The organism is Secundilactobacillus muriivasis (genome assembly GCF_054785195.1).
Genome location: NZ_BAABMI010000002.1, coordinates 1 through 20,975, shown reverse-complemented (window position 1 = coordinate 20,975; position 20,975 = coordinate 1). Strand labels below are relative to the sequence as shown.

At 47.1% G+C, this 20,975-nt stretch carries 14 protein-coding genes and 1 pseudogene; 1 reads left to right on the top strand and 14 read right to left on the bottom strand.

The window, feature by feature from the left end:
• The 10 genes and pseudogenes from ACYVR3_RS00200 to ACYVR3_RS00155 form a co-directional block, all read right to left on the bottom strand.
• Positions 1–185, bottom strand: a pseudogene (locus ACYVR3_RS00200) (amino acid permease); the annotation flags it as partial.
• A gap of 949 nt (positions 186–1,134) precedes the next feature.
• Positions 1,135–2,976 (bottom strand): bifunctional diguanylate cyclase/phosphodiesterase, encoded by a 1,842-nt coding sequence (locus tag ACYVR3_RS00195; protein ID WP_461242627.1) that lies wholly within the window; start codon positions 2,974–2,976, stop codon positions 1,135–1,137.
• Positions 2,960–4,570 carry a TIGR03766 family XrtG-associated glycosyltransferase gene (locus ACYVR3_RS00190; RefSeq protein ID WP_461242626.1) on the bottom strand — a complete coding sequence of 537 codons (1,611 nt, stop codon included), beginning with the start codon at positions 4,568–4,570 and terminating at the stop codon, positions 2,960–2,962. The genes ACYVR3_RS00195 and ACYVR3_RS00190 overlap by 17 nt, the downstream gene beginning before the upstream one ends.
• A 117-nt stretch (positions 4,571–4,687) precedes the next feature.
• Complete coding sequence (locus ACYVR3_RS00185; protein WP_461242625.1) at positions 4,688–5,065, bottom strand: 6-carboxytetrahydropterin synthase; 378 nt, start codon at positions 5,063–5,065, stop codon at positions 4,688–4,690.
• Between the two features lie 4 nt (positions 5,066–5,069).
• Positions 5,070–6,413 carry a TIGR03111 family XrtG-associated glycosyltransferase gene (locus ACYVR3_RS00180; protein WP_461242629.1) on the bottom strand — a complete coding sequence of 448 codons (1,344 nt, stop codon included), beginning with the start codon at positions 6,411–6,413 and terminating at the stop codon, positions 5,070–5,072.
• A 5-nt stretch (positions 6,414–6,418) separates the two neighbouring features.
• Positions 6,419–7,024: an exosortase family protein XrtG gene (xrtG, locus tag ACYVR3_RS00175; RefSeq protein WP_461242624.1), complete on the bottom strand. Its 606-nt coding sequence runs from the start codon at positions 7,022–7,024 to the stop codon at positions 6,419–6,421.
• Positions 7,025–9,550: a Firmicu-CTERM sorting domain-containing protein gene (locus ACYVR3_RS00170; RefSeq protein WP_461242623.1), complete on the bottom strand. Its 2,526-nt coding sequence runs from the start codon at positions 9,548–9,550 to the stop codon at positions 7,025–7,027.
• Between the two features lie 534 nt (positions 9,551–10,084).
• A complete protein-coding gene (gene galU, locus ACYVR3_RS00165; protein WP_054734701.1) occupies positions 10,085–11,002 on the bottom strand; it encodes a UTP--glucose-1-phosphate uridylyltransferase GalU in 918 nt (305 codons plus the stop codon).
• Between the two features lie 133 nt (positions 11,003–11,135).
• Positions 11,136–12,671: an FGGY-family carbohydrate kinase gene (locus tag ACYVR3_RS00160; RefSeq protein WP_461242622.1), complete on the bottom strand. Its 1,536-nt coding sequence runs from the start codon at positions 12,669–12,671 to the stop codon at positions 11,136–11,138.
• A gap of 345 nt (positions 12,672–13,016) precedes the next feature.
• Complete coding sequence (locus tag ACYVR3_RS00155) at positions 13,017–13,448, bottom strand: C40 family peptidase (RefSeq protein ID WP_461242628.1); 432 nt, start codon at positions 13,446–13,448, stop codon at positions 13,017–13,019.
• 405 nt (positions 13,449–13,853) lie between these two features.
• On the opposite strand from ACYVR3_RS00155, the gene ACYVR3_RS00150 reads away from it, so the two are divergent.
• Positions 13,854–15,518 (top strand): peptide ABC transporter substrate-binding protein, encoded by a 1,665-nt coding sequence (locus ACYVR3_RS00150; protein WP_461242621.1) that lies wholly within the window; start codon positions 13,854–13,856, stop codon positions 15,516–15,518.
• Between the two features lie 90 nt (positions 15,519–15,608).
• Here the strand turns inward: ACYVR3_RS00150 and ACYVR3_RS00145 are convergent, their stop codons facing one another.
• From ACYVR3_RS00145 to ACYVR3_RS00130, 4 genes are all read right to left on the bottom strand, one after another.
• Positions 15,609–17,693, bottom strand: coding sequence for a MucBP domain-containing protein (locus ACYVR3_RS00145; protein ID WP_461242620.1), 2,085 nt, complete (start codon positions 17,691–17,693; stop codon positions 15,609–15,611).
• 280 nt (positions 17,694–17,973) lie between these two features.
• Positions 17,974–19,614 carry a zinc ribbon domain-containing protein gene (locus ACYVR3_RS00140; RefSeq protein ID WP_461242619.1) on the bottom strand — a complete coding sequence of 547 codons (1,641 nt, stop codon included), beginning with the start codon at positions 19,612–19,614 and terminating at the stop codon, positions 17,974–17,976.
• 175 nt (positions 19,615–19,789) lie between these two features.
• Positions 19,790–20,413 carry a hypothetical protein gene (locus ACYVR3_RS00135; RefSeq protein WP_461242618.1) on the bottom strand — a complete coding sequence of 208 codons (624 nt, stop codon included), beginning with the start codon at positions 20,411–20,413 and terminating at the stop codon, positions 19,790–19,792.
• Between the two features lie 179 nt (positions 20,414–20,592).
• Positions 20,593–20,975: sugar phosphate isomerase/epimerase family protein (locus ACYVR3_RS00130; protein WP_461242617.1), on the bottom strand; the 383-nt coding region annotated here is incomplete at its 5' end.

Here is a 20,975-nt window from a genome sequence, read left to right as displayed (position 1 = left end):
TAAAAGACCCCGCCAAGCACCAAATACACTAGGATCACTGACGGACCCGTCTTGCTGATGGTCGAGCCAGAGCCCAAAAAGAGCCCCGTTCCGATCGTGCCACCAATCGCAATCATTTGAACGTGGCGGTTACTTAACGCTCGTAACGTCCCATCATCGTTTTGCTGTACTGACTTTGATTTCATGAATTAACTTCCTCTCATAATTTCTAACTGATTGCATCAAAAAAGCTCCCGTCCCCAGAACTGAACGTTCTAGGGACGAGAGCTACTTCGCGTTGCCACCCTAATTTCCATTTCTATTGCTAGCAATGGCTCAACAACACCGATCATCGATGTCTGGGACGTATCGGGTCCTAACGGGTTAGCAGCTTGCACCGCTTGCCAAAACTCGGAGTTCATCTTCGTCGATCGGTCACAGACACCCTCTCATCACCCGGTGCTCGCTTAACGGTTACTGGATCAACTACTCTTCTCGTCAACGTTAATTTGTTTAATTGGCTGGCTTTTGTCAGTTGTTTCGTTAAAGATTATGGTAATACGATTAGAGAATGATGTCAATGGTTTAATATTATGAAGGCATCATGGGACTGCATTTTGATTTGGGAACCATGCAAGATGGTTGGTTATAGCTGCGCATTGGTCACGTAAACTTACTCAAATTGGCGGCTCGTCACTTATCTTGAGTGCTACTGGCGATGTGCGTTGTGGCGCCGTTGTTTTCGGCTTGATTGGGGCTTTTATTTTCCACTTAGTTGTTATTGCGGTGAAGTTTGGCTGCTTTGGTGATTTTAGGTCACCACGCCGAAACGCGTTCGGCAAGGCAGAGAACTATGTATAAGGGCGTCAACCGTCAGCCATAAAGCTACTATGTTCCAGTGCTTTAATAGTTATTGCCCAATACTGAGTGTTTCCGGTGACGTGCATACCTACTACATTTTTTTCGGCGCCACTTAAGCTGTAACACCCGACTTTCTGGCAATATCCTAAGTTTGGTCACCAAACTGCTCTCTGGCCACCACGCCGAAACGCGTTCGGCAAGGCAGAGAACTATGTATAAGGGCACTTAGGCAAAATCCCAAGCCCGGGGATTTTGCCTAAGTGCCCTTATACGCCGTTCTCTAAACGCCTTGCCTCACGCTCTAAACGGTTCCGGTTTACTAAAATAATACCCCTGAACATTAGCAACCTTTAACTCCTGCGCCATTTCAAGGTCTTCCTTTGTCTCAACACCTTCCAGAATAAACGTTAAATCGTTCTCTGCAGCGACCTGTCGCCAAAATTTGACCCGTTCACGTAACTCGCTGGCGTTGGTTGTTTTACGCAAGTTTTGCATCGCAAACTTGATGCCGTTGATGTATGGCATTGAGTTGCGGACGATTTCAAAATCGTTATCACTGCCGACATCGTCGATCAGAATTTTCATACCAGCCGCCCGGTAGATGGCACTGATTCGCCGAGTTGTCTGTGAATCTGACAGGTCGGTAATTTCAACCGTTAAATTGTCTGGTCCATCCGGACTTTCTGCAAACTGCGTTAACGCCTCCGCAAAGTCCAGATCTTTAAACTGATCTGCCGTGAGGTTCACGTTAAAGTTCTGCAAGGTCGTATGGCTCATCACCGTTTTTAACAGGTGAATTTGAATCCAAACCGGAATTTCAAACGTATCTGGTAAGTACCAGCGATCCTGACTGGTATCATGAGACCGCAATAGCAACTCATGATAGCACTTCGGCATTTCGGGTTTCGTCAAATCATAGACGCCCTGCCCAATATAGCGGTAATCGGCCAGTTTCTTTTCAATTTTATCAACGCCAGACACGAGTTTGTCATCGAAGGTGATAATATCACGGCCGTTGCGCTTGCATTTTGACAAGGCATCATCCGCTCGCTTATAAACGTCATTAACGCTCTTATCCGTTTGTCGCAATGCCGTCACACCCACTGACGCCGTAACCGCAATGCCGCGGCCTTCGTAATCGTACTCCTGCTTGCGAATCGCTTGCCAGCAGTCCTTGATCACTGGCATCACCGCTTCCGCCGATCGGTTAGGGAACACGATGTTGAACGTTTCACCAGTTAACTGGGTTTTCATCAACGGCACATCGGCCTTATCCAAAATAGTTTTCACCGTATCCGCAACGCCCATCAACACCGCGTTACCAGCCAAATGCCCGTACTGATCATTAACCTGCTTGAAGTGGTCCAAATCCAACGTCGCAAACGTTAACGATTCACCGTTCAACAACGACCGCGAAAACAGCATCTGCAACTCAGCTTGATACGCCGCCTGCTGATTCTGCCGGGTCCCCTCTTCATAGTGCGCCAACTGCGCCAGTTCGTGGTTCTTCAAGTCTTCGCGGTACTGCCGTAACCAGTAACCTAACACGAAGGCAATCATCAGGGTGTATAACACGACAGCTTCAACCTCAAGACTCGGGGTCATCGCAACACCCATCGAAACGGGTGGGACCGTCGACCAAAATAGGGCAGCTAATACCCCACCACTCACCATACCGGCCCACCAGTGAACGATGACGAACTGGTGGTACCGTTTGAGCGCCAGCACGATAACCAAGAAACCGACTAACGCAATCAACGTCTTCGGCTGAAAGAAGTTTGGTTCGTGATGCATATACCAAATCAGCATCATGGTCGCAAACTGTAACCCTTCTTCAAAGCAGTTGAAGCCTTCATAAAGAACCGGCAACGTCAATACAAACAGCGCCCAGTTATGGTACAGCACCGCTGAATCGTTATGAATGTAGGCCATTGCCGCAAAGTGGATAAACAAGGCTAAGACGACGGAAACTAGCGTTAATAACACGCGTCGTAATTGCCGCGCCCGTACCGGCATTTCCTCGTTTTCAAACGCATCGATCCATAATCGATGAAAATACTGAATAAACCCAATACTGAAAAAGCTTACCGTGATCACCCGCATGATAAACAGCGGGAAGCTAATGTGAAGTTGCATCGTTGTCACCCGTCTCCGTTTTTGATTGGTGCATCAATTGGCCAGTTCCCCAACGATAAACCCGGGCAACGAAGGCGAAACCGCGGTCGTAAACCAGAGCTGCGAGCATGAAGAACGCCGGTAGGAACTGGATCAGGTACCGGGAACGCCCGCCTTCAAAGATCAGTAAATATAGCATGCCGCCAATAATCATGGTGCGTAAGATCAAGACAAATTTCCGTTTATCCGACCAGCCAAAAGCAATCAGTGCTAGCCAAATCACCCACCAAGCTTGGGCGATAAACCGAAAATCACCGAGCCGAGTGCCGTACAAATACACAAATTGGTTCAGGTTACCAGCTAAGCCAGTGGTAACAGTCGGCGTTGGATCCAGGTTGATAAAGTGACCTTCCTTGACCCACGCAAAGGTGCCATCAGCGGTGTTGTTGCGTTGTTTCTTAACTAAGAATTGAAGGTAGCCAAAGGCCCCCATCTTCTTCAATCGTTTGATCAGTAACTTTTTCGAGTAGGCTGAACGTTCTTCCTTGGTGGCCAACTGGCCCATAATCAAGGCATCGTGCGCGTTATAGCCCCCTTCACCGGAAACCCCCATGCTGACGAAGTGAATCGCTGGCATCGTTCGGCCTTGGGTGACTGGAATATAGGTTTGCTGAAGTACGACTCGGTTACCAGCCTCGTACGTTGCACCAGCGACGACTAGCCACAGTAGGCCTAAAATCAACGACAGTCGCGGTAGCTTCAACAATTGCTTCACCGACTGAGCCTGTTTGAGCTTAAACAACGCTTCGATGATCACAATCGCAATCACGCCAATGATGGCAGAAGGTTTCATGAAGTAAGCGCCGATCGCCATCACCGCAAAGAAGATGGTCGCGACAACCCGCACCCACGTTTTGCACCGCGGGTTCGTCATCAGTAAGTACCCCAACAGGTACCCGGACACAAACGGTAGCACCCAAACATCGGTGTAGGGCACGATGATCATGGGAAAGACCGAATAGGTTGCTGCGTGGATATACATTGCCGGCGCAAGTTTGCGCTTATCCAGCAACCACACGCCAAAGATGTTAAACAGCGCCGCTAAGTCAGCCATGATCAGCGTACAGTAGTCCATGAACAACCAGCTCGTTGTGTGGAACGTGGTCGCTAAGCCGTGTTGAATCAGTACCAGCAACAGGTTGTTGTAGTACTCACTGTAGTAGGCGCGTAACTCCGGGTCAGACGTGTTGTACAACGCTTCGTGAATCGCGCCGGGGTCAAATCCAATTGGCGGATGAACCATCGCCACAAACAAGACCTGCCAGCCAATCACCAGTGCGCAAATCACGCTGGCTGTCACCAACTTGTGATCGATAAAAATCACCTTTAAACGGTGCCGAAAACTCGGAAAGGTTGCCGTACACAGCACAAACGCCACCACGATAATCAGCAACCAGCTGGTCACCAGCGTTGTGCCTGACCCAGTTTTATCGTTATCCCCCAGTATCAGATTGGGAGAGGTGATCGCAAATAAGAGCGTCACAAAAATAAAAAAGTTAAAGATGATGCCGATGGTGCGATGGCCAAACTTAAACAACCGTTGTGTCATTGGCATGAATGGACTCACTTCCCTTTATCCTGAGCCATAATACCCGCTCAGTTAATCAAAAACGGGCAACCGTTCACACGATTCCCCTGTTTTTGGATTGGCCGATCCTAACCAGCCAACTCACTATTCATCGTCTTCCACGGTAATGCAGTATGACCGGGTTGGCGATTCTCCAACTTCCAGTCGAATTAAATCGGCATGCAGCCCATCCAACGCATCCGTAATCAGCTTAAATAGCCAAATCGTCACGTTTTCAACCGTGGGATTGATTTTTTGAAATACGGGGAGTTCGTTTAAAAACTTGCCCGAAAACGTCTGAAAAATATCGTTTAGGGTGCGTTCAATATCGTTAAAGATGATCATGTGATCACCGGCACTCTTGAACTCACTGATAATTTCCCAGGTATGGTTATGTTGCTTCCCCTGTCCGTCAGCCCAGCGCATGGCATGGCTGGCGTTCACGTAGGATTTGATTTTATAAGTGTGGACTTGATGTGACAACCAATTACCCCCGTTTGTGTTTCACCCAGTTATAGTCGTTCTCAAGAATTTCCTGTGCCGAATCCATTTCGTCACCGAACTTTTCGGAGTTCCAACTAGAAGTCTCCGTCATGCTGTTGAGGATGCCGATAAACCGAATCCATGACAGCACGAAGTTATAGAGCGGTAACGTGAAGGTCACCCACCAAAGGGAACCGTAAAACGAATTCTCATCGGAAAAGTCTTTCAGTAATAGCTTAACACAGATAAAATTCAGAAAACCAACGAACACGTACAGTAAGTAGATAATGAAGTACGACATGCCCATCATGATTGCTGAATACCGGAAGAACAGTAAGGCAATCGAGGCAAACATCCAGATCATTTTTGGAAACAAGAAGGTGTGATCGATCATTTCACGCCGAATCAAGAAGTTCGTAAAGAAGTCGTGTAACTTGGCGTGTTGCGCGTACTCGTGAATGACTTCCAGTTCGCCCCGTTGCCACCGTTGTCGTTGGGTATAGAGTTCGTGGAAGCCGGCGATCGGTTCAATGTAGAAAATCGCATCCGTACAGATTGCTACCTTACGCTTCAACCGTTCCCGAATCTGGAACGTCATGTCGGTATCTTCACCAATCGTGTTGGTGTTATACATAAACGTACTGAGGAGGGCTTCCTTGCGAAAGGCTGAAAAGGCGCCTGACATCGTAAACAACTGGTTGTTTTGGGCTTCAATCGTCCGCCCAGAGAGGAAAGCTTGCGCATATTCAAAATACTCGTTCTTCCGCAGCAGTCGTTTGAACCAACCACTGTTCTCGTCGTTCATAATCATATCGCGCTGCGGCAAAATCGTCCCGGTTTGGGCCGCAATATCGTAGTCGTTTTCAAACCGTAATACCATGTTCATCAACGCGTGTTTTTCCAATACGCCATCACTATCGATGTTGATAATGTACGTTCCGATACACCCATAAATCGCGGAGTTTAACGCTTTGGCTTTCCCCTGTTCAGTATGGATTAATTGCATATTCAAATCATTGTAGTGATTATGGGCCCGGTCAAAGACCTCAAAACTATTATCGGTACTTTGATTGTCTGCCAAAATCACCTGAATCAGTTCCGTGGGATACGTGGAATCGTGAATTGACTGGATACATCGAAAGAGCGTTTCTTCGGAATTGTAAACCGGCACCACCAGTGAGATCATCGGCATCTTATCCGGCATCTCCAACTTTTTTTGTCGGAACTGGCGCACAATTAGGCCAATCGCCGAAAACAGCGCTGGCAGGATTTCAACCACGATGGGAATCAACGCCCACGTCAGCCAAAAGCCCATCTTAAACAGGGTGACGTTTAACCAATAACTCATATCCATCACTCAGCCCCCTTCCGATGAAATCGTCGTCTAATGACGTGGTAAAGGTTCTGTGACACTTGCGAGTACGTAAAGATTTCGTAGTACAACACAATAACTAAGGCATAGAAGACCAACCGGCCAATCATTGCGTGCGCCACAAAGAAGTAGTTCGCGCCCGCAAAGTGCACGATGGTAATGATCACTGATAGCCGGATTACATTGGCCATGTAGATCCACAGCATACCAGCCACCGAGAAAAACAGTTTTTCAAATCGATTGTACAGTGGGAAGAACACCACTAACGACAGGTAAGCCGCCGTTTCGATAATGCCGGAGCATTCGTAATCGATGCTCATGTTGATGGGCGCCGTTTGGTTGATGATGCTGACAATGCTGTATTTTGGCATCGTCGTACTCCACCCCGTTACTGCGCCAAACCACCGAACACCGTTCACCACCGCATGGGTGAAAAACCAGACCCAGTACGGATCACTCAGCGCAATTAAGATGAAAAAAAGGCCGCCACTGCCCACAATAAAGTAGAAGGCTGGCAACTTGGCCCTTTTTAAGATCGTCAAGGCATAGAGCCAGACAATCGTCCCAATAATTAGGTAAATACTCATTTAAAACCACCGCTTCTTCAGCTTAAAGCCGGTCGTCTTCAACACCGTAATCGCCGCAATTAAGAAGCCGGCGCTGGCGAGGACGACGGGGCCGGTGCTACCGCCGCTGGTATGCAAGGTATCGGTCCAAATAGTTGTAGTCGTTAAACTAATATCCTGACCTGTCACATTTGAGGAACTCGTTAAATTCTTGAGTGGAATGCGGACTTCCCACTGATAGGAAGGTGTTTGAACCGTCACAGCACCATTACCATGACCTTTAATATACTCATAAGCCGTTTGATCAATCGTAGTATTGCCAACGTAAGCTTCACCGGCATTGTTGACGGTAGCCTCCATAGTGTTGTAATTCTTTTCATATTTTTTATTGTCAAAAACAGTTACACTAACAGCTTGCGTTGAACCGTTTGCTAAGTTAACGGTTTGACCGTTATTAAAGCTAATATCATACACTACATCACCAACGTGTAACTTATAACCAGTTGGTTGGAAATTCGTATAACCACCATCAAGACGGGGTTCCATTAATACATAAAAGTACACATACTTATCATCAGCTAATAACGTAGCCAATTCTCGATTATCATCGTCACCTTTCCAGTGCACTTCAGTCATCGTTTTATCGTTCCAGTCATTAAAATCACCGTCGATATTGATGCCTAAATCACCAGAAACATTATTCGTATCCGTATTTTTCGTATCAGTTGCACTGCTACTATCACCGGAAACCGCTTGATCTAAAGCGTTGGAAGTCCCATCTTCATTCACATCGGATGTACTTGAAGCACTAGAATCATTGCTTGAGGAACTGTCGCTAGAGCTACTACTACTATCACTGCTACTATCAGTTTCCTTCGTGGCATCGGCAACTTGGTTATCGTTAACACTCGCATTAGTACTGCTACTGATAACTCCGGTAGCGCTTTGTGCTCCAATTTGAGTATTTGAAATTGCGATAGTTTGACCCTTAGTAGCAAAATCCGCACCCAATGAAGCCAGCGATACACTAGCTTCAATTTGACCATCAGTTGAAACCGCAGAACCTACTGAACCACTGATTGGCTGATACCCGGAGTCTGTAGCTGTTACGGTTAAATTGCCACTAGTACCAGATAAGCTCAAGTGATATGGTTTTCCGTCAATTGTTAGTGTAAACTGATTTTGCCAATTCTGTAATAATTCTTGGCTATTAAGCACTGTGGTGTCAACGTAAAAGTAAACGTTAGTGCCATCACTAGTAACAGCCACATCATCCTTGCCGTTGTAGCCAACCTGAGTCTTATCAACGTCCGTCCAATCCGAGTAATCCCCATCAATCGAAATCCCATCCGTTGACTTAGCATCGCTCGACTTCGTATCACTAGTCGTATCCTTAGCATCCGTTGTTGCTGTTTCCGAAGAACTCGAAGCAGCTGAAGATGCAGTATCTGAAGAACTAGCAGCACTACTTGAAGTTGAAGATGACGAACTGTCACTACTGCTAGAGGCCGAACCCGTCGACGAACTATCAGCAGTCGTATACGTATCGCCCACCTGAATTTTCTGAAGTGGCGTGACGGTCGTTGCAGCCGCAGCATCTGCCAACGCATTACTGGTTAAATCACCAGTGTTGGTTGCGGTGCCTGGTCCGACTTGTTGATTGCTCAATGAAACCGTCTGGACACCACTGTATTTTTGTGGTAAATCACTCAAATTAATCTGAGCTTCTAGGACGTTATTCTTGATGGTTGCCGTCCCAATCGTTCCCAATTGAACCCAATTATTGGACTGATCTTGGGCTTGAACGTTGTACGTACCATCGCCATTGCTAACCAAACTGACATAGTAGCCATTACTACCGATATTCAGCTGATAACTATTCGTGGCCACCGGTGAAGTCGAGTTCGTACCATTTACATAAAAGTACACGTGCTTACTATCAGTCGTAACAGCAACATCGTTGGTGCCGCTATAACCCGTCTGAATCTTAGCCACGTTATCCCAATCGGAATCGTCGCCATCAATCGTAATGCCGCTGGTGGTCATGCTATTAGTAGCGGACGCCACGTTACTTGAATCAGCAATGGTATCCGATGAACCACTAGCCAACGTTGGCATCGCAACCTCGTTTGCCAAATCGGTTGCCGCCGTCGTTGAAATATCGTTCAAACTGGTGGCCTCACCACTACCAAGACTATCGTTCAAAATGGTCAGCGTCTGCATCCCATTAAACGTTTCCGGTAACTTGGTCAAATCAATATCGGCTTCGATTTTGTTGTCCTTAACGACCGCTGCCCCAATATCATTTAACGTTGTTGAATTACCGGTGGTTTGATCTTGTCCTTGAAGAATGTAGTTTTCACCACTACCTGATAAGGAAATCTTATAGGTAGAACTACCAATTTTTACATTATAATCAGAAAGTTTAAAAGTACACGTGACTGCCAGTCCCAGTAATTGCCAGGTTACTAGAACCAATGCTTGTTTTTGCAATCGAATCCCAGTCGCTGTAGAGCCCATCGACGTTGACCATCGTGGTCGCTGCACTGGCTGATTGACTCCCTGCAAACGCTAATGCGCCTACACAGGAAAGAAGGAATGCTAACCCTTTATATCTCATAACTGCCCCTGCTTTCGAAGTGCCTGCCTATTGCTAAATACTCAAAACACTTATGTCTAATTATCAACTCGTTTAGCCCCTTAATGATTCGAAAAAGCTAAACGTTTCACTTACGCTATTTATAAAGGTTAAAAATAACTTAAGCACTCATTCACAGTATATAATAAACTTACCAGTATTATATTTCAATACAATTACAAAATACAGTAACAAAATAGGACAGCGTTTTCAAAACGCGTTATAACACATTTCTGAGCCACACCAGATTCTAATCAATTCTGAAAATTTATCCGATAACTTATCAAATTGCGACCCTTTTCTATCACTATTTATTTTTTGAAAATACTTGAATATCGCATGTAATTTGAATCGTTCTAAGTCATTTCGACTCTTTCATGACACACCAAAAAACGCCCCACAGCTCAATTCGAGCCGTGAGACGTCGTTGATCCAGTCAAAATTTACTTTTTCTTCGAAGTTTCAGCCTTTTCAGCATCCGCCTTCTTCAAGCGTTCCGCCGTTTCAAGGATATAATCCTTCAATTCATCCTTGATTTCGGGATGGGTCAACCCATATTCCACGTTGGTCTTCACGTAACCAAACTTGTTTCCAACATCGTAGCGTTCGCCAGTAAACTCATGGGCAAACACCCGTTGCGTTTGGTTTAGCGTGTCAATAGCATCGGTGAGTTGAATCTCGCCACCCTTACCTGGCTTCTGTTTGGCTAACACATCGAAAATTTCAGGTGTTAGTAAGTAACGACCAATAATGGCCAAGTCACTTGGCGCGTCTTCAACGGCTGGTTTTTCCACGAATTTCCGGACATTGTATAACGCATCATCGATCTTGCTTTCTGGATCAATGACCCCGTACGCAGAAACTTCGTCGTGAGGCACTTTCTTCACGGCCAAAATTGATGCATGCGTCTTATCGTACTCGTTCATCAATTGCTTGGTCAATGGCACTTTATCACTCATCAAGTCATCACCTAGCATAACAACGAAGGGTTCGTCAGCAATAAATGACTTGGCGTAGCGAATCGCATCACCCAGCCCGTTAGGATAGGGTTGGCGGATATAGAAAATGTTCACGCCGGCCGCAGTGGTTTGGTTGACCAAATCCAGTAACTTATCCTTGCCCTTTTCGGCGAGGTTTTGTTCAAGACCGGGGGCTGAATCGAAGTGATCTTCGATGGAACGTTTTGATTTTCCTTCAATAATTAAAATATCTTCGATGCCACTTTGTCGGGCTTCTTCAACGATAAATTGAATCGTTGGTTTGTCGACGATGGGCAACATTTCCTTTGCCAATGCCTTGGTTGCCGGTAGGAAGCGGGTACCGAGTCCAGCAGCTGGAATAACGGCTTTACGTACTTTCATTTCGCAAATCTCCTCTACAAGTTGCATATGGTTCGAATAATCTTATAATCCATTTTACACTAATCGTTAAGGGGATTCACTTAGATTTTTGTAAGGTTCGCTTAACTTTTTGCGAATACATATCACTTTCGGCTCAATGATGCGTCCCCAATTGACTGAGGGTTGTCATGTCAGGCATGAGGTCCGCGTATAGCTGCTTATAGAGTGTGTAATAGCCGTCGTATTGCGCATGACGTTCCAAGTCAGGTTGAACTGGTTCACCCAACACCTGCCAAGATTGCGCATCGGCTACCGTCAATGTCTGGGTGGCCAACCCAGCCAAAATTACGTCACCTAAGTTGGCCTCCGCATTGATCAACGGCGTCTGAATTGCATAACCCGTCACATCCGCAAATAACTGCACCCAGTCAGTGGAATGCGTCACGCCACCCGCAATCACGATACTATCGCCCAAATCACGACCAGTTCGCTCAATGCTTTCTCGCAACGCATAACAAACCGCTTCTTCAAAGGCGTGGTACACGTGTGCCCGTGAATGCGCTAGTGATAGGCCGAAGATAACCCCTTTCGCGTCCGCGTTCCACAATGGCGCCCGTTCACCCATAAAGTATGGCAGTACCACCAACCCATCACTCCCTGGTTCAATTTCAGCAGCCTGTTCGTCTAAGGCAGTATAAGCCGCCACGCCACCGTTAGCCTGCTGAGCAACTTCCAACTGAGCAAAGTTATCCCGGAACCATTTAATGATTGCCCCCGCCGTTGCTGAACCGGAGAAATTATAGTACAAACCGGTGCCACGGTACTGGTACGGCCAAACAATCATTCCCTGATTGGTGATTGGCGCTTCGGTCACCAAAGCCGCGTTCATGGAGGAGCCGATTGTCGCCACGTATTTGCCCGGTTCAAACACGCCCATGCCGATATTGGCGGCACCAACGTCTACGCCACCCGAAATGACTGGCGTTCCCGGTTGTAGGCCCAATTCACGAGCGACGTCATCGGTGAGGCCACCCACAATTTCAGTTGAATCCACGATGCGCTGAGGCAACATGTCACGTGATAACCCTAGCTGTACCAACAAGTCATCCGACCAATCACGGCGCTCAACGTCGTAAATGCCACCAATTAATCCCGCAGCAGCGTGGTCAATGGCAATTTCACCGGTTAACCGGTAGATCACGTCATTACTGGGCGGTAAGAATAAACGGGTCTTCTGCCAATTCTCAGGCTCATGTTGCTTGATCCATAACATTTTCGTAAAGCCATAGTAGGGATCAACCACTTCGTTACCAGTAACCGTGGCTAATTTCGCCATATCAACGTGGGCCTTCACCCATTCAGTCTCGGCTTGAGCCCGTCGATCTAACCAAATCAGGCACGGCCGGACCGGTTGCATCTGAGCATCCAACGGCACGCCGGAACCACCGTAGAGGCCACTGATGCCGATGCCTTTAATCTCAGCCGCTGGAACACCAGCTTCTGCAACGACCCGTTTAATGGTAGATTTAGTTGCGGTTAACCACACCTCCGGCCACTGTTCCGCCCAAAGCGGTTTGGGCGTGAGCACGTCGTACTCTTCAATCGCTTGCGCTAAGATGTTTCCTTGTGTATCCATCAGAATCGTTTTGGTGCCAGAGGTGCCGATGTCCGTGCCGATTAAGTAAGTCATGGTTGATGCCTCCTGGTTGTGATGATAAGTCGAATGGGTAATTAAGATATACCACAGTTGGTATAGTTATTTTTAATAACAATTTTTCATTAAAAATCAGCCATTTATCGTTCTAATCATAGCATATCATAAACTCACCGCAAACATTTGCATCAATTTGGTATAGCTATTAATTCGATATAAAAATTCCGTTTTGTTTCAAATTATCAACCACCACGTTAACGCCTGAATAGCGACGTTATTTTCATGATGTCCATAAATCACGCAAAACGCACTTTAATTCGACATCCCGTATATGACAAAAAAACTGTTCTGAAAAATTCAGAGCAGTTTTTGATCGTTATTTTAATCTAACGCCGTAACCCGAGCCGAGCCCACGTAATGCCACCATGGTGCCTTCACGGATTCAGTAATGACCCCGCGGTTTTGCGCATCGATCATTTTGCCTTTACCGACATAGAGACCAACGTGGCTGATACTGTGCTTACTCCAACCGAAGAAGACCAAGTCGCCCTTCTTAATGTTTTTGTAGATGACCTTTTTGTACTTATTGTATTGCGCCTGAGCCGTCCGTGGAATCGACTTAGAAGCCCCGTGCTTGTAAACGTAGGAGGTTAACCCTGAGCAGTCAAAGGTGTATGGGCCAACGGCACCCCAACTGTAACGCTTCCCCAGTTGGGCCTTGGCAGTACTGTAAACCTTGCTGTAAGTGGGCGTTGTCGCTGCACTGGCAGTTTTTGGCTGGATTAAGTTAAACGCAAATACGATTCCGAGCATGGCTACGGTAATCAATCCAAAATTGATCACTGATTTCTTCATTAAGTAAGATTCTCCTTCTTTTTATCGTGCAATTCGTTTTCTTCAATGATTACAAGTCTAGCAGGCGACTATTACAGCCGTGTTGCAGTCGAGTTGCGTTTCAGTTAATCAGTATGACAAGTCAAACGGACGTTATTGGTCTAGCGTAATATTTGAAATAAGGTAATTTTCATTATTTAAACTACATCTCTCAATTAGTCGTGATATTAAGCAATTTTACATCGCTATGTCACTAACATTCCCCAATAAAAAGAAATTTTATCGCTAATTTTTAATTTTAATTTAATGTTCGGCTTATTTTAGTGTAAAATAACCTTATATTAAGTTGTGGCTTCGTTTGACGGTTTGTAAATTGGGGGAAATATGATGATAAGAAAACGGTATCTGTGGTTTCTGAGCGCTATCGCCATTTTAGCGTTGGCGGGTTGTGGCAAACAAAGTAGTAGCGGTCAAAATGACGGTAATCTCAAAGGTCAGATGGCAAGTAATCAGGTCGTGAACTGGTCTGAAACGCAAGATTTGGTTACACTGGATCCTTCCAAGCTTACCGAACCGATTGACCTGACGATGACGGGTAACGTTGGCGAAGGGCTCTACCGCCTCGGTAACCATCACAAAATCGAACCCGGCATCGCCACCAAGTCCACGATTTCCAAAGATGGTAAAACTTACACCTTCACGTTACGACCGAACGCCAAGTGGTCCAACGGTGAGACGGTGACGGCGCAAGACTTCGTGTATAGTTGGCAACGAACGATTAATCCGAAAACTGCCTCTCAGTACGGTTACATCTACGACGGTATCGTCAACGCCAACCGGATTCAAGAAGGCAAAGCGACCCCCAGTCAACTTGGGGTCAAAGCCCTCAGCAAAACTAAACTGCAGGTGAAGTTGGAGCGCCCCATGCCGTATTTCAAACTCCTCATGGCCTTCCCCATTTTCTTCCCGCAAAACCAAACGGCGGTTGAAAAATACGGCAAGCAGTACGGCACCGCTGCCGATAAAATGGTCTACGATGGGCCATTCATCATGAAGGGCTGGACGGGCACCAACGAAAAGTGGCGCTTGGTTGCCAACCCAACTTACTGGGATAAGAAGCACGTCTACCTCAAACAGATCAACGACCAAGTGGTCAAGGACCCGGCAACCACCTACAACCTGTACCAAACCAAAAAGATCGACGCTGCCGAATTATCTGGGACCCAGGCTAAAAACATGCTGAAGAGTAAGGACATGCACGTGCTTCAAGATTCCCGGATTTTCTACCTTGAATTTAACCAGAAGACCCGACCAGCATTTAAAAATGCCGAACTGCGGAAAGCCTTCTCGTATGCCATTGACCGCAAGTCGTTTGTCAATAACGTCCTCGGTGACGGGTCACAACCGGCAACCGGGTTTGTGACGTCCGGCCTGGCAAGCAATCCGCAAACTGGTGAGGATTTCGCTAAGGAAGCGAACCAAAACAATACTGGCATTACGTATAGTCCTAAGAAAGCCAAGGCTGCGTTCAAACTGGCACTCAAACAAATGAACAAAAAGTCATTGAAATTAGAAGTTCTCGCGGGGGACTCCACTGCGGCTCAACACGCTGCTGGTTACGTCCAGGGTCAATTGGAAAAGGTGCTTCCTGGACTGACGTTGACGGTAACCAACGTGCCAACTAAGACGTTGATTCAACGCCAGACCCACCACCAGTTCGATTTCTTCGTTTCAAACTGGGGTGCTGACTACTCCGACCCATACACCTTCTTGCAGATTCTGCAGTCAACCAACACCTTTAACGAAGGCGGCTGGTCAAACGCTAAGTACGATCGGCTCGTTAAGGCTTCCGCTTCAACCGATGCCAATGATCAAAATAAGCGCTGGCAAGATTTAGTTGATGCACAGCGGGTGATGATGCAGGACCAAGGGGTTGCGCCAATCTATCAAGCAACTATTCCGCAAGTGCGCAACCCGAAGTTGAAGGGGCTCGTTTATAACAGTGCCGGCTTGCAGTTTAACTTTAAAGGGATGTATCTTGATAAGTAACTGAAAATTTTGCAGAATACTAAAAGCGCCTGATGTTCAGCATTTGAACATCAGGCGCATTTTGCTAGTCATTTAATTGAGTAATCCTGATTAATCACGTTTCTTTCGGGCAACCAAGCCAAGCGCACTAAGTGTTGACAGCGCCACGATTCCTAATTGTGCCCAAACAGTTGATGCCATTTCACTCGTTTGGGGCAATTGTGCTTCAACCGTGTTTGGCGAATCAGTTTGGTTCGTTGATGTGAACGTTACGGTAGCTGATTGACTTTGACGACCAAACGGATCCAGTGGCGTCTGTTTAGATGTTGCCACCTTTGCGTAATTGGCGTCCGCCGTAACGACCCCATTTTCGGAAGTCTTTTCCGGAACGCCGGCCGCGTCATCGGAATCATCCGGCACAATCGTTGGCGCTGAAGCCGTTGGCGTGGTTGGTGTTTTGACAATCGTTGTTTCAGGTTGCGTCATCGTCGGCGTTGTCACAACCGCTGTTTCAGGCGTACTCGTTGCTGGCGTCTTGACAGTTGGGGTGCCTGGTTCGTTATCACCGGTTGTCCCCGTTGCCGGCGTTGGGTCATCAACCACCACCGGTGCATATAGGACGTTGATTAATGTATCCGCCAAAAGATTCCCCGTAATCGTCGATGCTGAAGTCGTATAACCCGCAATCACTGGTGAATTGATCTCATAATCACCGATCCCGGTTGCTTGATAGGTTGTTGCCAATGGTTCACGAGTGTTGGCATCCAAGTATTGAATCATCAATTGGTAGCTTCGGATCGGTTCGTAGACGAAGGTCAGTGGGTTGCCGACTGGAACTGGGGCAGATAAAACAATTGATGCATCACCATACATTGTATGAATCAGAAATAACCCATTTCCAACCGGGTCAGCCGTCATAACGATTGGAGCCGATTCATACGTATTATCCATATAGTCAATACTGACATAGACGTCCTGCGTATTCTTGTCATCCAGAATTTTAAAATACTTGATTAAGCCGCCACCCATATCAACTGCCTGATAGTCGTCAGTGGGTGTGACCTCAGCGTTGCCATTGATCAAAAATTGATGGTTATCATTTTGGTAAGGTACACTCACCAGTCGATAACCCGCGATTGTCGGAACTGAGGCATCCACATAAGTACTGTCGTATCCTGAAACGGTCGTCTCTGGAGCAAGTTCATTACCAGCTTGATCAACGTATTTTACCGGAACATCATTAAGATAGTACAATCCTGGCATGGTTGCAAAATCATTGCCACGTGACATCTGCAGCTCATCACCATTCCATGCAACATTGACGCCATCAACCCGAGTTGACCAGTCCGCATCAAAATCAGTTGCTGCCGGTCCGGCGGTCGTCAAGGTATTCGTCACGTTTCCCTGTTGATCGAGTTCATAAATGTACGTGGTTTGGTTGTCCGTACTAAATCCAACCATCCAAGCGTTGCTACCATCATACCAAGCGTTATTGATCAGCTCATTTTCATGCTGTGGGGTAATAAAATCACTTTGAGAAATGCCGCCGATTCTGTTACCTTGCGTCTGACCATTAACGGTCGCATCCTGACCAGTTGGATTAGCCAGTTTACCATCCAAATAAATCGGTACTTGATGAAAAACGCTATCCTGATAAGTATTCGTTTCTGGCACATCCGTATGCGTCTGTGGATCAATCGTTGGATCAGACGTGGTCGTCACTTCATTAGGCGCCCTCACGACTTGCGTTGGTGTCGTTACCGTACCTGCTTTAACTTCCCCAGTTTCAGGCGTAGCTTCTTGAATTGAACTTGAATCCGTTTGAGTGGTATCTGCTTGTGGCGTGCTATCCGTCGGTGTATCTGGTTGCGTTTGTTCGGCTGTTTCAGTTGGGGTAGCTGCCGTTGTAGCCGGTGCTTTTGAAACTGAATTTTCAACTGATGCCTGATTTGTTTCCGCGTCAGGATCAATCGTGGTATCCGTCTCAGTTGTCGCGCCAGTCGCCGGTTGCTCAGCCGTCACCTCAACTGGCGTCGTATCGGCTTGTGCCACAACACCCGTAACACTCATCAACCCCGCCCCAAAGGCCAGCGTCGTCACACCCATCATTATCCACTTAGTACCACGCTTATATAGTCGAACGCTATGCGTCCGCGTTGCCAAATCTCCCATGAGTCGTTGCCGCTTTTTCATCATGTTAATCCCCCCATTATATTGTTATCTCGATGGTCAAACTTTCCCCCGAAAGCTATCCTGATTGCGACAACGAGACTCCCTGTCAACGTTGCAACGCAAACCATCATTTTCCACCCATAGTGTAACATGCCCTTCACTAATTCAAAAGCAAAATTTGTTAAAATTCAAAAAATGTTACACAGGCCAACTGAAGTCCCATTTTGTTTGTTTAATCTGTCAATGAACGACAAAAAATAGGTTCCCATAACGGCGTTTAAACCGTTACGAGAACCCATTTTAATTATTCGTCTTCGTTATACGTATCAACACTTTGAGCCGGCGTCAAACTCTTGATTTGAAGCGGGTAGTCGCTGTTGTCGCGCACGATCACGTTAGCGGTGTACTTGAACACCTGAACGTGGTAGTGGTCGCCGTTATCAAACTTGTATTTGAATTCAAACGTCACATCACTACTGTCCTGAGAACTCAGCTGAACGTTATCGATGCTGGCTGTGATCTCCGTGCCATCGATATCGTCATCGTCATAATAGCCCTTCCCCATTTTGACAAATTCCTGGTAGTTCGAATCCGAATCGCCGCCCGCAAAGAAGGTCGATAAATCATCGCCGTCATCGTCAGACGCCTGATCAATATCACCGGTGTTACTCAAGATTGAAGTCGCATCACCCAAATCGTTAAAGAAGGTATCAGCATCCGCTTGGTCAACTAGTCCCGGAAAATCAATTGAAACTTCCGGATCACCAGTTGATTCATCTAACGCGACTGGTTGCGACTTCACAACCGTTTTGCCGTTCCGATAAACACCCTGGATCTTCATCTGATCAGTCCAAGGGAAATCCTTAAGCGTCAAAACACCGCTACTGTCGATTTTCCCCTGCCGTTGCGAGTTGATCATCACTTCGGTGCCCGCTGGTCCATCAACGTCAAAGGTGATGGTTTTCAGCGTCAGCGGAATCGTTTGGTTGTCCTGATTTAAATGGTAGGTATTCGTATTCGTCAGCTGACGGCCACTAATTTTAGCCGAACTAGCTAGGTTATACAAACCAGGCACCAACGGCCCAATTTTCTTAGTGTAATCAGCGGAAGTCGAAGTTGCAATTAACTGGTCATCTTGTTTTAACTTGGCATTTTTCTTGTTCACCGTCACCGAAACGTACACTGGTCGAACCTGCACCTGATACTTTGGAAAGACCAAGAAGTGGTGGCCGTGTTGCGTCAACAGCAAATGCCCCTTCTCAAACTGGCCACTATTCGTCAAGCCTTCCTGAAACTGATTCAAAGCCGCTGGATCCTGTTGCAAATACCGCACCATTGGCTTCAGCGACGTCTTCGTCACCTTAAAGGTCGGGTCCGTCGTATAGAAGTAATCCGCCAACGAGGCTTGGTTGCCCTTCGCGGCGGTCACGATTCGCTTGATGGTATTCGCTTTGGAATAGTAGTTGTTGCCTACCACGCCGAGGATCACCAGCAAAACGACCACGATAGCGCTCGCAATCAGGCCAACTCGCTGTCCCTTCGAACGTGGTTGTCGCGGACGCGTAGCCGCGCGGTGCGGTACTGGTTGTACTGGTTGTGCTGGTTGCTGAATCACTGATTGCGCTGGTGTTGGTTGTTGTCCGCCTCGTTCCGACATTGATTGCTGTGGCGTATCCTGTTGTGGTGCGGATTGCGATTGCGGCTCCTGCCGTGGTTTCGCCGGTTGCTGCGCGGCTTGTTCTGGCGCGGATTGCGATTGCAACTCCTGCCGCGGCGTCACCGGTTCCTGCGCGTTTTGTTGCGGTGCATCCGTCGATGTATTTGGCCGAAACGCCGCCAACTTAGCCCCACAGTTCGCACAAAACGCGTCCGTCACCAGAACCTTCGTGCCACAATTTGGGCAAAACATCGTGGCCTGCCCGTCACCTGATCCATCTGTTGCCATTTTGGTCCCCACCCTTAATCAACTAATTTATACATTTAGTATTTATTATAAAATACCGCTTATGGCTTGTCACGCGCATTCCAGCCGCTGAAACGACATCAGACACCATAAAAAGTCCTGTCTCGGCCTAAAAAACCAGCCAAAACAAGACTCCCTTAATCGTAGACGTTCAAGGTTACTTCCCCATCTGCGCCGAAATATCACTGATCGACACCCGCGTGACGTACTCCGGCAACGCATACTGCTCAGCAATCACCGGAAATTCACCATCGTGGTGAAACTCCACCCGCACCGTATAGGCCTGACTTCGACTTAGAATAAAATCAACGCTGATCGACCCTTGCGTCAATGACGAAAAATCAACCTGAACGCTTTCCATCGTCTTGCAGTCCACGTACTGGTAATGACTCTTGCCGGTTCGACTGACTGACAGCGCGTTCGTCATCTCTTGGTGACCCTCATAATCATCGGGTGCAACTTGGTAAAAATACCAGTCCAGTTTCACCATCAATAACTGGGCCAGCGCTAACGTTTGATCCAGCAACGCGACCGAATCGGCATGATCAACGTGTAGATCCATCGTTTCCGCTACTCGCAGTGCCGTTTGATAACGACTCTGGGTCATCTCAGCTAACCGGTCATGTTCAAGGGTGGCAATGGTGGCCTTAAAGTAACCGACATAATCGGCTAATGCTTTCGCCAAGGCTCGGCGTAATCGGCGGCGCCGTTGGTACGCCTCAAAAACGCTTAATTTCACAGTTGTAGTTGATTCGTGCTTCAAAAAAGTCCCCAGCGACATCGTTGTCCTCCACAATTAAGTTGTTCGCGAATTAAGTTTAGCATAATCCCCACCTGATGATAATGGTCTAGAACAATTCTGTTAAAAGTCGGAGCACCCTTCATATTCTGTCGTGTCCCCTCACAACAAAACGGTCGAACCCACTCCATGGCAATTGTGAGTTCGACCGTTTTCATTAATTAAACAAAGTTTCGCATATAGGTGACCGAATGCCGAATGGCGGCATCCACCTGCGCTTCATCCGCTTCAAACGCCTTGTCTTCGATCTCAATACTGGTATTACCGGCATAACCCACATCACTCAAGGCCGACACGAATCGGCCCCAGTCAATGTCACCGTAACCGGGTAACTTAGGCACCATATACGACAGTGGCGTCCCCATCGTTCCAACCTCAGCCAACCGGTCCGGTAACAGCTTAATGTCCTTGAAGTGTACCAAGAACAGCTTGTCCCGAAATTCGTAGATGGGTTTCACGTAATCCAACATCTGCCAGACAAAGTGTGATGGATCATAATTCAATCCAAAGTTATCGTAGTCTAAAATCGTAAACACCTGCCGCC